13 protein-coding genes are annotated in these 15,311 nt (G+C 53.6%); 2 read left to right on the forward strand and 11 right to left on the reverse strand.

Annotated elements, in window-relative coordinates:
* Positions 1-54 precede the first annotated feature (54 nt).
* Positions 55-2,757 (reverse strand): TrlF family AAA-like ATPase, encoded by a 2,703-nt coding sequence (locus WFP70_RS22720; RefSeq protein ID WP_337024518.1) that lies wholly within the window; start codon positions 2,755-2,757, stop codon positions 55-57.
* A gap of 355 nt (positions 2,758-3,112) precedes the next feature.
* On the opposite strand from WFP70_RS22720, the gene WFP70_RS22725 reads away from it, so the two are divergent.
* Positions 3,113-3,847: a tyrosine-type recombinase/integrase gene (locus tag WFP70_RS22725; RefSeq protein WP_147790099.1), complete on the forward strand. Its 735-nt coding sequence runs from the start codon at positions 3,113-3,115 to the stop codon at positions 3,845-3,847.
* Here the strand turns inward: WFP70_RS22725 and WFP70_RS22730 are convergent.
* Both WFP70_RS22730 and WFP70_RS22735 read right to left on the reverse strand, forming a co-directional pair.
* Entirely contained in the window at positions 3,844-4,524 is a 681-nt protein-coding gene (locus WFP70_RS22730; RefSeq protein WP_337024517.1) for a hypothetical protein, read from the reverse strand. The two genes, WFP70_RS22725 and WFP70_RS22730, sit on opposite strands and share 4 nt — an antisense overlap.
* An 83-nt stretch (positions 4,525-4,607) precedes the next feature.
* Complete coding sequence (locus WFP70_RS22735) at positions 4,608-5,297, reverse strand: DUF6710 family protein (RefSeq protein WP_187495296.1); 690 nt, start codon at positions 5,295-5,297, stop codon at positions 4,608-4,610.
* A gap of 283 nt (positions 5,298-5,580) precedes the next feature.
* Here WFP70_RS22735 and WFP70_RS22740 point away from each other — a divergent pair, with 283 nt between their 5' ends.
* Entirely contained in the window at positions 5,581-6,231 is a 651-nt protein-coding gene (locus WFP70_RS22740) for a recombinase family protein (RefSeq protein WP_337024516.1), read from the forward strand.
* Between the two features lie 431 nt (positions 6,232-6,662).
* Here the strand turns inward: WFP70_RS22740 and WFP70_RS22745 are convergent, their stop codons facing one another.
* From WFP70_RS22745 to WFP70_RS22780, 8 genes are all read right to left on the reverse strand, one after another.
* Positions 6,663-8,171 (reverse strand): conjugal transfer protein TraG N-terminal domain-containing protein, encoded by a 1,509-nt coding sequence (locus tag WFP70_RS22745; protein WP_337024540.1) that lies wholly within the window; start codon positions 8,169-8,171, stop codon positions 6,663-6,665.
* Entirely contained in the window at positions 8,171-8,536 is a 366-nt protein-coding gene (locus WFP70_RS22750) for a hypothetical protein (protein ID WP_337024515.1), read from the reverse strand. Before WFP70_RS22750 ends, WFP70_RS22745 begins: the two co-directional genes overlap by 1 nt.
* 14 nt (positions 8,537-8,550) lie before the next feature.
* Positions 8,551-10,005 (reverse strand): integrating conjugative element protein, encoded by a 1,455-nt coding sequence (locus WFP70_RS22755; protein ID WP_337024514.1) that lies wholly within the window; start codon positions 10,003-10,005, stop codon positions 8,551-8,553.
* Positions 10,006-10,013: 8 nt separating this feature from the next.
* Positions 10,014-10,988: a TIGR03756 family integrating conjugative element protein gene (locus WFP70_RS22760; RefSeq protein WP_337024513.1), complete on the reverse strand. Its 975-nt coding sequence runs from the start codon at positions 10,986-10,988 to the stop codon at positions 10,014-10,016.
* Positions 10,988-11,383 carry a TIGR03757 family integrating conjugative element protein gene (locus WFP70_RS22765; RefSeq protein WP_337024512.1) on the reverse strand — a complete coding sequence of 132 codons (396 nt, stop codon included), beginning with the start codon at positions 11,381-11,383 and terminating at the stop codon, positions 10,988-10,990. Before WFP70_RS22765 ends, WFP70_RS22760 begins: the two co-directional genes overlap by 1 nt.
* A 252-nt stretch (positions 11,384-11,635) precedes the next feature.
* A complete protein-coding gene (locus WFP70_RS22770) occupies positions 11,636-12,031 on the reverse strand; it encodes a hypothetical protein (RefSeq protein ID WP_337024511.1) in 396 nt (131 codons plus the stop codon).
* Positions 12,028-14,889 (reverse strand): conjugative transfer ATPase, encoded by a 2,862-nt coding sequence (locus tag WFP70_RS22775; protein ID WP_337024510.1) that lies wholly within the window; start codon positions 14,887-14,889, stop codon positions 12,028-12,030. The genes WFP70_RS22770 and WFP70_RS22775 overlap by 4 nt, the downstream gene beginning before the upstream one ends.
* Entirely contained in the window at positions 14,889-15,305 is a 417-nt protein-coding gene (locus WFP70_RS22780) for a TIGR03751 family conjugal transfer lipoprotein (protein ID WP_337024509.1), read from the reverse strand. Before WFP70_RS22780 ends, WFP70_RS22775 begins: the two co-directional genes overlap by 1 nt.
* Positions 15,306-15,311 lie beyond the last annotated feature (6 nt).

Raw genomic sequence — 15,311 nt, forward strand, 5'->3', positions numbered from 1 at the left:
CATCGTCCAGTATCGGGATGACGGGCTGACTTTACGGCCCGCCATCCGATAATGTTATAGAGCCGGTCTCAGCAAACCGTATTTACGTTCACGTTGCTCAAACGCCAGATGCCCGCCTTCTAACACATTACAGATGGCCTGACGCATGGTGTTTCCATGCGAAAATTCTCCGGCCTCCAACGCGCCACAGCGGTAGGTGATGACCTCGTCATTGTTGCTGGCTACCAGAACCTGCTCAGCGTCGCAGTTCACTACCAGATTGGCATTGTGCGTCACAATGATGACCTGCCTGTATTGTTTGATCTTACGAAACAACGGGACGAGATGGTGCATGATAAAGTCGTTATCAAGATCGTCCTCTGGCTGGTCAAACACGAACGGTGAACCAAACGGATCGGTAGCAAGTTTCAGGCAGACATAGAATGTACCTCTCTGACCGGCAGAAAGTTTTTCAACTGTCTTACCTTTATAAGTGAACTGCGCCTTTACGCCTAGATATGCAGAGATCTTGTTCGGACTGAACAGGTGAGCCAGAAGCTCGTGAGGCCCCGCACTGTTGAAATATTCCTGCTTCCACAACAAACTGTTTAGAGATATCTCAGTCATGTTCTGTTTGTCATCCGGAACCTTGATGATGTTTTCATTGCTGACCAGGCGTATATAGTCTTCAACGGTGTGAACATTGAAAAACGCTGCAAGCTTGTCGGTCTGGGTTTCACCTTCCCGTGAGGCGCGAAATTTTCCACCGTTCATGCATCTCAGGGCTCCAGCATAAAACGCTTGCCTGTCAAACGTCACCTCACCATAAATTCCGATGTCCTGCAGGATTTCCTCTACCAGAGACTGCTGATCAGCAGTGTAATGCTCCTTAACTTCAGTAAGGGCACTGAAAGCCGCATCCACCATTTCCTTTTCCTGCCGGATTTGCGACAAAACAGAGTCAGTCAGCACTTTCCTGTTTTCTAAGTTTTTCTTCCCTGTTTCAAGTTTGCGCTGTGACTCTTCTCGCTCGATTTCAGCACGATTAATCATTTTCTGATATTCAGTAACTTTATCCAGAAGTCCAGATATATCCTGCTCAATACCCTGCTGCCGGAACTCACCAATAATTTTCTGATTTATAGCTGCTTTTCTTTCATATTCTGATTTTGCCAGTATAATTTTATTATTGATAACGTTCATCTGTGGCTCAAAGCTGACATGCGGTATTAAATTATCTTCTGTGCCTTTCGCGTTGATGAAATCAATCTGGTCGTTCAGTTCTTTTTCATGGTCTGACAATTGCTTAAGGAAATTATTTAACCAGTTTTGTTGGGAACTGATATCAGAAAGGCTTTTACCATTTTCCTGAAAGACCTTGATGAGTTCGCGATTTTTCTCGCTTGTCAGTGTATCAATATGCTTCTGTATCGCAGCAATCGTTGCAGTATGGTATTCAGGCCTGTTAATTAACTTACCATCTTCATTCTTTATATTAAAGAAATCAAAAAGACTGCGGAATTCGCTCAGGTTAGCTTCCAGCTCATTTCTGAGCGAAACAGGGAAGGACTGGGGAGGAAGACGGAGCATTTTTTTTATCTCATCGCTGATTTTGCCTGGCTCCTGACACAAGTCCTTTATTTCCCCCTGCGAAACGTGAAGATAGCTGTATGAGTTATCCGTTCCGTCAAACTCCTGGAACTCACCGTCTGTTTTGCTTAGCTGGACAGAGAGTCGTTGCGGCGATACAGGACGTGCATGAACGTTTCCTGGACGTGATGGCGTAAACCGCGACTGCAGGCCATCTAAAATGAGGCTCTTGCCGGTACCCCGGCCGCCAATAATAGCTACCATATCCTCATTTAGTGGAATTGATAGTTTTTTGAAGCGGATTTCTTGACCTTCAAAAATTTCACCCTCTAGCTCTATTCTGCTGAAATGAACTTTTGATATGCGCTGTTGTGGCCAGTCTTCGCCAAGTCTTAGGCGTGCCTCTGGCTCAAGAAGTGTCTGACGCAAGCCTTCAAAAGTAGGCTTTGCTTTAACCCAACTGAATTTCGTGCCTGTTATCTCAAGGCCGTGGGCATCTGAACATCTGAAAACCGGTTTTTTATTCGCACTGGGGTACCGATCTGTCATCAGGAAAAACTCCCTTACAGGCAGAGAGTCCTCTGAGCTGTCGAGAATGATATGCCCCTCCCGGTCTATTTGTGTTGCCACTTCTTTAGAGCGCCCCCCGCCATTTGGCCTGTAGCCACCATAGCCATTCGGACAGACGGCTATAATGGCCTCGCGGAAGAGCTCAAAATGAGAGGAAATATGTTCGCAAAGAGTTTCGAAGTTAACAGTAATTTCGTCAATACCTTTTCCACTTTCTCTCAGACTCAACTCTGAACAGTAAACAGGCTTGCCTGAGGCAGATTTTGTGGCTATCGTCAGGTTTGATAATGCCTGATTTATTTTGGCGGTTGAAATGTTTTCAGAAAATACGCAATGAATGTTTATCCAGTCACCCTGTTTATTTGGTTGTGCGAGACGGAATTCAACATTTGGCAAAACAGTAATTTTTAGCCCTTGTTTTTCTATCTCCTCACGTATATTTTCAATCTCATTTTCTGCCAGAAAGAAATAGTTTGTTAGTCCAATGAGTGATATTCCCGACTCTCCCAGTTTTTTTACAAATTCGGGAATATCTTCTGGACCTTTAAATGTACTCGCCATCCACGTCATGGGACTGTGAATATGCAAATCCCATTTATTCCACTCAGAGCCTTTCATTATATTTTTCTCCGTGTTCTGCAGTCTACTTGCTGTGTGTGCTCAATCATAAGCCAGCCTTAACCGGCGTACCACTGAAACGTAACGGCTTTGTAGAGAGGTTCGGGAGGGGTTTGGGATTACCCTGTTTATACCAAATGCATGGATCTGGGCCTGAGGCCCTGCGCCACAAGGCCTGACGCCATTTTACTGCGAAAAAACGATCCTTTACGGTGTTGGGATAACCCGCTAATCTGCGGGTAAAACCAAATATCGGATCCGGTCTGCGCGATTTATTGATCTGGCTCCAGCCGCTCGGGTGCGGGAAAATAGCCTGATAAATGTCCAGGCAACGCTGCGTGAAAATTACATGATAATGAACCCTCCGGTACTGCAGAATTCACCAGAACGCGTCACCGCGCTTTCGTTTGCGCCCGGCGCGGATTTTGCCACTGCGGTGGCTATGCGCCGCATGGCTACCGCGAACGGCGTCACGCCCTTCTACTTACTCGCGCCGGAAGTGAGCGCGCTGCTTTATTATATGCCGGACAGGAGGCATCACTTTCTGTTCAGTACGCTGTGGAACACCGGCGCACGCATCGGCGAGGCCTGCACGCTGACGCCTGAGTCGTTTGAGCTGGACGGGCCACGTCCGTTCGTTCGCATACTGTCTGAGAAAGTGAGAAGCCGGCGCGGGCGCCCACCGAAAGATGCAGTGCGTCTGGTGCCGCTTACTGACGCCGGCTATGTGCATCAGGTCCGCATATGGTTTGCCACGGAACGGCCAAAGCGGCGAGAATCTCTCTGGGCTGCGACCGACGAGACGATGCGCAACTGGCTGAAGGCCGCCATAAAGCGGGCGAATAATGACGGGGTACACTTCTCCATTCCGGTAACGCCCCACACATTCCGGCATTCGTACATTATGCACATGCTCTATCACCGGCAGCCCCCGAAGGTGATTCAGGCGCTGGCCGGGCATAAGGATGCTCGGTCGATTGAAGTTTATACGCGGGTGTTTGCGCTTGACGTGGCGGCGACACTGGCGGTGCCATTCAGCGGGGAAGGTGCGGAAGCTGCCGCCGTACTGCGATCGCTTCCGCCGGGTTAAAAGCGGCAGGCAAAGAGCCGGCGCATCCGGCGCCATAAACCGTTCGTCACAGAGCAGAACGTCGCTGTCTGCTCAGGCCTGAGCAGTTTACTGAAGTCGTCTTTCATCGAGGATAAGAGGGCTTCCTGTAAGCTGCGCAGTTCACTGACGCGGATTCGCATAGTCTCGGCAAAAGCTCTACCCTTTGCAGCAGTCCGTCCGCGGCTCATGAGCTCAATGTTTTCCTCACCCGGAAGCGTGATCATGAAAAACGCGTATATTTCACGGTGCAGCTGCGGAACGATCTGCTGCCAGCGTGCCCAGTCCGCCTCCCGGTGAAACCTCAGGCCATGAGAGGCCTTTTGCAGCTCGCTCCGGTCAAGCCCCCACGCAGGGTGCGAATCTATTTGATCTAACCAATTATGTAGTTCTGCGACAGAAATCTCTACATTGTCACGGTTAGGCGGAGGAAGCTGCTCAGTCAAAACAGTTATCTGTGCGTCGATAATGCCCGCAAGTGCCCCGACGTACTGAGCAAAGTTATCAAGAGAGCTGAGCACCAGGACTGAAAGCCGGTCCAGCTGAGACGTTTCGATTTCAAGTGCTTTCTTTCTGTGCTCGTTACGCAGCGCAAAGTGTGCCGCCAGGCAGACGCCCATAACGGTAAAAGCGGGCGTCAGAAGACCCTTAATTTCCATTTTCGTTCTCCCGGGCTGTTTCACAGCCCACTATTCTTGTTTTCCAGGCAATCAGCACATCTGTAGGCAGGGGATGACAGCTGTCAGCTGATCAGCCTACCAAGCTCGTAAAACGCTGCCGTTCGCCAGTCGCGCACTCTCTCAATCTGCCTACCGTCGGCAAACCAGCTGATACCGTCTGTAGATACCCGGCGCAGCAGATCATCCATGTTAAAAACCCGGTCTGGGAGCAGCGTTCCTTCACCCGCCAGTATCCCGGCGGCCAGCGAATGATTGCCGCCCTTTACAAAGCCAATGCGCCAAGGCAGCCAGAGTTCAACGTGATGATTGGAATTGTCATATCGCCAGGGATTTCCCTGCCGACTCCCTATACTCAGGCAGCCCTTATAGCAGTTCATGCTCCACGGCCACGGCAGTACCATGTCTGAGACCAGCGACAGCGGGTATTCTTCAGGCATCAGTTTCTTATGGTTCAGCTGCTCAAAACTGATGTAATCAAACAGGCTCTGAAAAAAGAACTGCTTTTCATCCAGGGTCGGGCGTGCATCCTGTCCCTCTGCTCCTACTGCGAGTAGATAATCAGATTGTATGGGTCTTATCAGGGCACGCAGCAGATTGTGGCGCGCAGCTGAGGGCAGGGATGCCGCGAGTGAAAGCACATGATCAAACCTGATTTTGTCCGGGTTAAGGCCGGCTTTACTTTCCGCATCTGTGACGCTGTCACCCGGTAATTCGGGCTGACAGAGCATCTGTTTTTTTCTGAACCATTTCATTTGAATTAATTATCCGCCGATTTCTTATAAACGAAATTCTTTCAAAATTAACCACCTTGAAGAGTAATTTACTACCAAACAATCCTCATCCAGTAGTGACATTGCAATTGATCGCGCTACGTGAGTTCTGCTGAAAATCCCGCAGGTTCATTACAAAGCGTAGGAAATCGGCAGTGTATACCCTAACGTCACACCCTTAGATTGGGTCATTTTGTGGTTAAGTCATCACCTAAATGTCATGCTATACTAAGTCATCACCTATAAGTCATGATGCGTATAAATAATGTACATATTTGCTTACCTTCGGGCATCCACCAGGCAGCAAGATGCTGAACGTGCGAAAAATAGCCTGCAGCAATTTGTTGCCGAGCGAGGCCACCGTATAGCGAGCTGGTATGTTGAAAATGTATCAGGTGCATCACTTCAGCGACCCGAACTCATGCGCCTACTTGAAAATGCTTCGCCGGGAGATGCATTACTGATTGAGCAGGTAGACCGTCTTTCTCGTCTCGATGATGCAGGCTGGAAGAAGCTCAAAGAGTTAATCAGCAGTAAAAGCCTTTCAATCGTTAGTCTGGATCTGCCGACAAGCTATGCTGCGCTTGAAAGCCATAGAAGTGATGAATTTTCTGCCGCAATGTTAAGAGCTATCAATTCGATGATGTTAGATATGCTCGCAGCTATAGCCCGGAAGGACTACCAGGACCGCCGACGCCGGCAGCAGGAAGGTATTGCAAAAGCTAAAGAGCAGGGGAAGTTTAAAGGTAAGCAGGCTAACTTGCAGATGCATCAGAATATTATAAAGTTGCGAATACATAACGAGATGAGCATACGTGAAACGGCTTCCATCTGTGGCGTCTCAGAAAGGCAGGTAATCAGAATAACGAAACGTTACCTTAACGAGCAATACGAAGAATCAACTCACAAGGAGTAGATACTGTGGAAAACTCAGCGTTTAAAAGAGGTGCGAGTGCCGCAGGGATATGGCTTCGATTTACAAAAACCGCAAGGACGGCTAATAGTGCTTGTGTAACGTGGGCCCTGCGACATCACTTACCGGCCTTTTTAGGGCGAGCGCCGGTCCCTGTCGCCTGCTTTGTTATCTTATCTGTCGCTATTATTTCTGGAGTTTTTGTTGGGGGAGCAGTGATCCTCGTTAGCATATTCATTTATATGCTTTGCAACATCTCTTTTAACAGCGACCATGAAAGAGAAAATCAAAATTCCACCTATGGCACCGAATGGAGGAATGGTAACGAGGGGGCTGGTATCTATACTGGCTCGTCAAGACCCGGGGCAACATCATCCAGAGTTGACAATTACGAAGATGACGAAGATTAGAGGGTATCCATACCCTCTAATCAATTACAGCTTAGCGGCGCTCTTCGCTGTATTTACAGCTTCTCCTCCTGCTTTCTGAACATCGTTTGTTCCAGTTTTAAATGCCCCATCCAGAGCTCCACCAATTCGTACACCTGCCCATGATAGTGCGCCCATCCACACAGCCGGCAGCACCAGAAACATTGTTGCCATGACAAAGTTCATGATCAGATCATCCGAACTGTTCTGAAATCCGGCCATGTTAAAGCTGCTGTGCGTGTCAGAGCTGTAAAGCGCGGTCAATAACCAGCTGTCGAGCCAGCGGGCCAGCTCCCACCAGAACGTCAGGAAGTTCAGCGCAAAAAGTACAAACGAGAGCGTTATGACGGTCTTAATCTCATAGGCGGAGAAAGCCAGAATCAGCGGCAAAATCACCACGATCGCCATCAGCAGCACGGCCTGGACCATGGGCAGCGCCTGACGCATCGCATCGAAGGCCGGGAATGCGGCCAGACTGCCTAGTGCGGTGCCGCCGATCGCTGCTACGCGGGAAACAGAGTTATCCAGCGTGAAATCAGCGTTACCACCGTAGCCCGCATAAACGTGTCCGCCCTGCGACACGGTCAGACTCTCCGGGCTGACCAGGCGACGGATAATGGCTTCCTTATAGTCAGCCGTATTACCGCCGATCATGGTCATGGCAGCTGACAGACGGGTCCATAATCCCGGGTCAGCCTGATCGACGACACGGGCCTGCAGTCCGGTCTCCGCTTTGCTCCACCATTCACTGCAGGTCGGATAGCCCCCCCGGCCCGTGTCCGGCCTTCCACTGTCGCGGCTTTCACTCCAGGGGAATTCCGCGCGGGGCGTTTTCGACTGCAGGCTGCCGTAAAAATTACTGAGGAAGGTTTGACTGCCGATCCATTCAATATCCCTCAGCGTGGCTTTGTCTTTCGTCTGCCCCTGATCCTGACGTTTCCACATATAGAGCGCGAGGGAATAACAGTCGTTGGTAAAGTCCTGCAGCTCCTCTGCGAGGGCTTTATTGTTGATACGCGTGTGCTGAACCTCAAACCTGAGCTGACGCATGTCCGGACGGCAGGGGATAGTGGCAACGGAAGCCTGCGTGATCCCTTTTGCCAGCTTGTGAACCAGATACCACCACACCGGCGCAGCCGCTGTCTGATCGTTAATGCTCGATATGACCGGGGAGTAGCCTGTGTCATCAGGCGCTTTTGGCGTCCACGTACCGCAGGTCTGGGCGCGCGAGGTGTCATATTTTATGGTGCTCAAATCCACATTCATCAGCGGCATACAGCAGGCAATCATGACCAGAAAGGAGGTGTAAATCGCATGCTCCATGCGGGGTATAGACAGTGCCCCTTTGTTCCCCTCATCTTCACCTTCTTCACGTACCTTCAGCCAGATGCCGATAAGACGGAAAGCGACCGGTACGGCAAACAGTCCTGTGGTGATAAGGATATTCCAGAGGCCGTTGTTAACAACCCAGCCGAGCAGCGTAAGAAAATATTCCAGATAACTGTTAGTCAGCATCATGATGCTCCCGTGCCGCTGAGCAGCACCAGTTCACAGACAACGGCAAAAATGACGCTGACTGCAGCAATGCGCATCAGCGGCTGGCGGTGCTGAGGACCGAAGCCCGGCGCACGGAAAATTTTTATAAACCCCCACGCCAGCGCACAGTACACCGCAAGGCGCCATACCAGCCAGCCATACCGGGCGTGATCCATCCATTCCCGGAATGCAGCGGCCTGAGCCGGGTTTTTGACGGCTTTATCCGCAACAATGAGCCCTGCCAGCAGGATTGCCAGCAGAGCGCCGGCGGTACACAGCACGCGGAACAGCGCCGGGTGGCGGCGGAAGAATGAGGGGCGTTGCGCCCCGCGTTCGGTTTTCATCGGCAGCGCCCTCATCAGTTGTTTTCCGTTTCAGGAACGGCCAGACGGTTAACGCGGCTGTCGGTGCTGTCATCACTCTGCGTCTGAGGGTTGCTGTTAACGCGCCCGTTTTCACGGTCGATGATGGTGAGGACAGAGTTACGTGACAGCTCGCGCTTGAGCTCCATTTCATTCCGTAATGCCGTGATCTCGCGGTCGATGGCCGCTACGCGACGGTCTCCTTCCTCGATAGCGGCGTTCTGCGCAGCAGCGTTAGGTTCAGACATCCCGGTAACAATCATGCGGCGCATAATCAGCGCGGTTTCAACCGTGTCTGCCATTGCCAGTTCGCCGGCAAGGCGGGCGGTCAGGGCGGCGTTGTCCGGATCTCTCTGCAGTGCCCTGATGACGCCGGCGGTAATGGGGAGGCTGCCGGTTTTGAGTTTTGCCAGGTTCGTCGCGTTGGGCTGCTCGGTGCCGTTGACGAGTTTTACCAGCTGTTCTGTGTTCTCTTTGGTTGTCTCTTCCAGAATGGGGGCAAAGCCGGTGCCCGCCTGCGTCGCGCCGGGCTGCTGTTCGTCATCGCCACTGGTGCATTGTGAGGCGTCGCTGCAGGTGCGCAGGGAGCTGTCTCCCACGACCTGAACCACGGCTTTAGCGGCTTCTTCGGCGCTGGCATACTTGCCGCAGGCTCCGCCGTTGCAGCTGTTCGTGCTGACGGAGTCCGTGCTGAGCACCGGCAGGCTGTTCATCATGTTGAATCCGGCCGCCGTTAAATCATGCGTTGGCCGGATAGCCTGCTGTCCCTGACCGCCTCGCTTCTGCCCGCCAATCCAGTTCTGGCCTGAGTTACCCTGCAGCTTGTCCGCCGAGTTGTTCACGCGCACAGCATCAGCGTCACCGCTGTTCACCAGCGAACGGTACTCATCCATGACCGCGCCCTGTGTCCATTTGTTGTTGCCGGCAAAATCCATCATGCGTTTGGACATGTTCTGGCAGTTGAGCTGGGCTTTATCAAAAGAGACGTTTGCCTGAAGCACGCCGTTGGTGAGCATGTCGTACAGGCCGGGATTGGCACGCTGAATAATCATGGCCGGCAGGCTGGCGACGGCACCGGTGGCGTTCTGTACCACGTCGCCCATGAGGTTCTTAAAGCCGCTGGTGACGCCGTTGAGCTGGTTACCCACCGTTGTTTTCAGGTCAAAGTTGCCGCACATCAGATCGCTGCTCCAGCCAACGTTCATACCGAGCTTACGCATGCTGCTGCGCGTGGCCGGCTGTGAGATTACAGAGCCGCCGCCGAGCGTGTAATAAAGCTTATCCGAGACCGCGCCGCTGACGTCTTTGCCGTAGCCAATGGCGCTGTTATTAACGGAGGGAAGTGAAATACCGAATGCGCCGGACGAGTCATCATCCGCCGCCTGTACGGATGTAACTGCTGCGGAGATGCACAGTGCAAGTGCGACAGATTTCAATTTAACGGGTGACATGGTGCCTCTCAGAAATCAGTTGAATAGAGGAAGGTCTGGCCGCGTCGCTTGCAGCAGCTGTAGGGCTGCCAGAGTGCGTACGCTTCGTTGCCGTCCTGAGCGATGGGATAAGCGCCGTCCGGGAAAACGGCGCAGGAAGCGGAAAGTGTGGGAGACAGGCGCTGCCATTTGTGGTTCGCCGTGCCCGTGTTTTCCGTTACCTCACCGGGCGGCCAGTAACCGGCTTTGTGCGTGCCTTTCAGCACCTGATAAACGTGGGGCTGGCCTGAACGGGTGATAATGTCGGCAACACGCTGCGCGACTACCGCTGATGCTTTGTCGTCGTCGGTCTGGCTGACGAAGCCTGAGCGGGGATAAATATTCCCCCACATATTGGCGCTGGCCTGACTGCCCAGTTCGCGCTGCCCGGGAACCAGCGCCTCCGGATACAGGGACTCAGGCAATCCCGAGCGCCAGACAAGTGAGTCCAGCGTGCTCAGAAAGTAGGGATTAAACGGCGTGGCCGCTGTGTCACACGAATAACCCGCGATGCTGCCGCCAATCACTGACGTTGCAGGGTGACCGATGGCATCCGCGTACTTAAATTTGATGTTGGACTTACGACGACCCGGATCTTTGATGTCACCGGCGTTACCGCCTCCGGCCGGCGCTCCGCTTGTCAGAGCGCTGTCAACCGTACCGGACGCACCGCTCATAAACGCCATTTCAGTCCAGGGATTTCCGCCCGGTCCGGTGTAGGTGGAGACCACCACCTCGGGGATAAAGTGCGTCACCTTCACGGAGGTTTTCACCGAACAGCCAAACGGCGTACACATCAGCCAGTAGCAGATGCCGCTGACGCGCCAGCTGATACAGTCCTGGGTGATGGCGCTGGCAATAATGCCGGCAGTATTAATGGCGGAAACCGTTGCAGGAGCCGCCGCAACGGCGAGCACGGCGGCAACACCGGCCGCATTCAGATGATTTTTGAGGACGGAGTTCATCAGTTGCCCCCGCGATTGCGCAGCGTGGCGGCACGGGCAACGTCGGCGGTGCCATAAACCACGTCCCGATCATCGAAAACGACGGCAGGATATTTATGCAGTCCGATTTCCCAGGCATGGACGACCTGCCGGTACGCCTGAGCAATCTGCGCCTGCTGGCCGGGCCATTGCGGCGACTGGATGATTTTGCGGGCCTGCTGAGCGGCCTGGCGGGAGTCTGTCGGCAGTTTACCGAAAATTGAATCCTGCAGGCGGTCGGGGCCATCAAGCCAGACAACTGATACATCGTCAGTCAGATTCTGAGGAGGGTGTTCAGCATCGGTATATACAACGGTCCCGGCCATCAGCTGAAACGGTATAAACAGAAAAAGTGAATGCAAAAGCCTGAGTCGCATAGCGGATCTCCGTCACGGTAACAGGCCGTCAGAGTGGCAGTACGCGTTCAGGGATTCAGCCGTAAACTCTTTTCCCGAATTTAAAAATTTCTGCTGTGGTGGTGTTGATATCAGGGTGTTTCGAAAAGGAGAGGGTAGGAATAAGCGGGATTATCCCGCTCTGTAAAGTCAGGCGTTACCTGCGCTACTAAAGCGCCATTTAATATCCTTTAAAAAACCGGCTCAGAGAGCCGGGAATGATGAAGGTTTTGCTTAATCTGTGAATACCTCATTGAGCCAGAGGGTCAAAAAAATCATGTCTGCTGCGTCAGGTACGTTCACATACCAGCGCGGCGAATCAAACTCATGATCAAGAGGGAGTCCGGCGCGGCCTTCCTGCGTCAGCAGAATGTCTGCACGCTTCCCCCTGCTGTCCTCAAAATGCACTGAAACACAATTGCTCTTACCGATACGATGCGGGTTACAGGTGATCGTTACCGGTGGCTGTAGCCGTGACCTCAGCGCATTTTCCAGTGCTGCCAGACGCTCAGATGTCGTGGCTGTCATCGCAGGTTCACCCTGCGGATGCAGACTGAACATGACCGGGGTTGGCGTTTCATCCGGCGCAGGCCGCTGGGTCACAGGTTGCGCATACTTGAGCTTAATCATGCGGTGAGCATCTCTCTCTTATCGTTGTTTTCGGGCATCCCAGCCGCGTCAGCCGTCATCAGTCCACGCAGACGATCCAGTTTCTTCGCTACGAGAATAGCAGCATCCAGCTCAGAACAGTTATGTTTACGCATCAGCGCCTTGCGTTCGGCTTTCTCTTCTTTCTCCGTCATCCCGAGCGCGAGGTAAAGGCTGGGCGGGACGGCGCGGAACAGCGCTTCAATCTTCTTAGAAAGCACAACGCCTTCGGTATAGCACCGCGAGAGCTTGCTCGCAGATAGCAGCACGGCCTTCTGCTCCTCAGAAAGCGTCCGGAAACGGGCAATATCTTCCACCTCTTTTTTCGGCATCGTCAGGCAGATCCACCATTCCGCCATGTTCAGCATTTTGCCGGCTGCGTTCGGGTAATCCTCAAGGTTCTGTGTGGCAAGCCAGAGCCATGCTCCCAGTTTACGCCACATTTTAACGACTTTAGTCATGTAGGGCGCGAGAAGTGGGTTAACCGTCACAACGTGAGCCTCATCTACGGTAAAGACGATATCGCGTTCAAGGTACTGGTCCCGCTCGGCGATGTTGTTAATGGTGTTGGTCAGCGACACCATGGTCAGCGCCATCTGCGCTTCGTACCCCTCGCGGGCAAGGTGAGCCAGGTCAATCAGCGTCACGTCAGCCTCCGGCCATAGTGAGCCTTCCTGGTTAAACAGTTCGGCTTCAAAGCTGCCCTGCTGCGTAAACATACCCAGCGACTCGGCCATTTCAGCGGCTTTTGCCCGGCGGGATTCGTTACGTACCTGTCCGCTTTGGTTCTCAGACTCCACTGAGATGGTGTTGAGCGCATTCTGCAGATCACCCGGCAGCATCTGGCGACCTTCGTCCAGGGTTTTGCGTGCAGCCATGATCAGCGCTTCGCGGATCATGGCGCGGTCGGCACGTTTCAGCGCCGCATCCTCCTTCGGATCACCGCCGGTGATCATCATTCGGGCAGAGATTTCCATTTCGCCCAGAATGTCACGCCTGCCGTTTTCATCATCTTCCGGGTCGTCTTCAATATCCGGCAGGTCGCTCTCATTAATCGCCGGCGCGGGCGCGTCGCTGTCAAACAGCTTGTGCGCGTCAGCAAAAGGCGGCAGTGACACACCGCTGCCGGGTTTGACGCTGACCTTATTGACCGTCAGGCCCAGACTCTCGAAGTAGTCTGCGGTCAGCCCGAAGCTGTTACCGGCTTCCGCGATGAACAGGCGCGGGCGGTGAACCGCCATCAGCTGACAGAGCATTGAGCAGAGCGTGGCTGATTTACCTGCACCTGTGGGCCCGAACAGCAGCATATGTGCATTCTGAGAGCGGTCGTCTTTGTTCAGTGGATCAAAGTCCAGCACGTCGCCGCCACGGTTGAAAAAGCTGAATCCGGGATTGCCGGTCCCCGTCTCGCGGCCGGTGACGGGTAGGAGTCCGGCGATATGCTGGACCCACGTCAGCCGGGTATACCAGTTTTTCTTATCGTGCTGCGGGTTAAAGCACATCGGCAACGCCCGCAGCCAGGTGTTCAGCGGACCGGTATCATGCTCAGCGCGAACCGGTTGCAGTCCTTCGTTCAGCAGTACGGTGCTGAGCTCAATGCGCTTACGGTTCATTTCGGGCATGTCTTTTGCCCGCAGGAAAAAGGTGATGGCCGCACGATACAGTTTGTGGCGGTTACCCAGCAGCTCTTTAACCGCTGCGACGTCCTGACGGACGCGGCCGGACTCTGTATTTTCACCGATGGCGTTTTTCGCCAGGCGGTTAAACTTCTCCTCCAGCGTATCCTGCGGCTCAGCCACAACCGTCATGCACAGCATGGTGCCTTCAGGAAACGTGTCCATCAGGGCATTAATTTTCTTTTCTCCGCGACTCTTTTCGCCGGTGAGCGTGCCGGGCTCAGGCGGCTTACGCAGGCGCTCAACGGAAATGGCGGAGTGCGCAATGTTGTCCAGCCACCACACGCCGTTTTCCACGTCAGAACGCGGAGGCGTGAACAGCAGGGTTTCTGCAAAGTCATTCTCCGTCGGGATCATGCCTGCAGCCGTGTCACGGCTGTCGTGATAGGCGGCTGCACGGTAAAAGGCCTCTTTGTCCATGCCTTCAGGGGCAGGATTGAACATTCTCAGCAGCCAGGAGTGTACCTGCAGGCCATTCTGACGGGTGCAGACGATGTTCACGCTGGAGAACGCGCTGCAGAGCCGGTCACACGCCTGATTCAGCATGCCAACCGGTGACATTAAATCACCGCTGTTTTTGGTCGCCCAGCGGTAGATAACCATGCGCGTGCGTCGCTGCTGGCCGCGCCACGGCTGGCCGGTGATCAGCTTGTCTTCAAACAACCCTTCAGGGCGGGCAATGCCGCGCAGGTGCTGTTCCGTTTCTTTAAGCCAGGCCTCCGTAAATTCACTGCCCTGCGCGTGCGGTTTGACGTAACCGCGCAGACGGTCAAGGCAGGCATCAACGTTATTCTCATCCTGGCAGAAGAACTGAACGATCCAGGGGTTGTTCGCCAGGTCGTCAAAGCTGTCCTGCAGTGCATCCTCTACCACGTCGCGGATCTGCTCCAGGCGCTCATCCGGACGGCCTTCGGTTGCCGCCGGTGTCACTTCATAGACGGCCCCCACGGATATTCCGTCATCGAGCAGCAGACACTGCTCTTCATCCAGAAACTCTGCCCAGGGTAGATAGTCCACGATGGACGGATTGTGCGCGTAAACGCGCTTTTCATCAGACTGTGACATCTTACCCGGGCGCGTAACCGGCTCCGGCCCGGTCTGCTCAGAAACGTCGGAAAGATGAGCGGGCTTACTGGCTGATTTCCCTTTAAAGAGTCCAAACATTACAGGGCCTCCGTACGTTCACCAGGCATGGCGTACTGCGTCTGGTCATAAAACGGGAAAACGGTGCTGTAACCCGGCACGGGAGTATTACCCTGCGCCAGATGCGGGAACACGTACATCACCATGTCAGGGTTAGGCAGGCGCGGAAACTGCTGGCTGATTTCCGATTCCTGCGTGCGGCTGTAGCTCCGGTCATCGCTGAGCGCGGCCTGCTGCTCGCTGTCCGAAAGCCCACGGCGCAACGTGCTGCGGGCTTCACTGCCGCGTGTCGCTCCCGATTCACCGTCGGTGCCTTTCCACAGCTCCAGCATATTGCTGTTGCCAGGCGGCAGCATTTCATCTTTGTTCGTGGAGCAGCCGGCAAGCAGGCTGGCTGCAACAATCATGAAAATCCCGAATTTTGAAGTCATACTCATGGTTAT

This window comes from Pantoea sp. USMM079 (genome assembly GCF_037153115.1).
Classification (GTDB): Bacteria; Pseudomonadota; Gammaproteobacteria; order Enterobacterales; family Enterobacteriaceae; genus Pantoea; species Pantoea communis.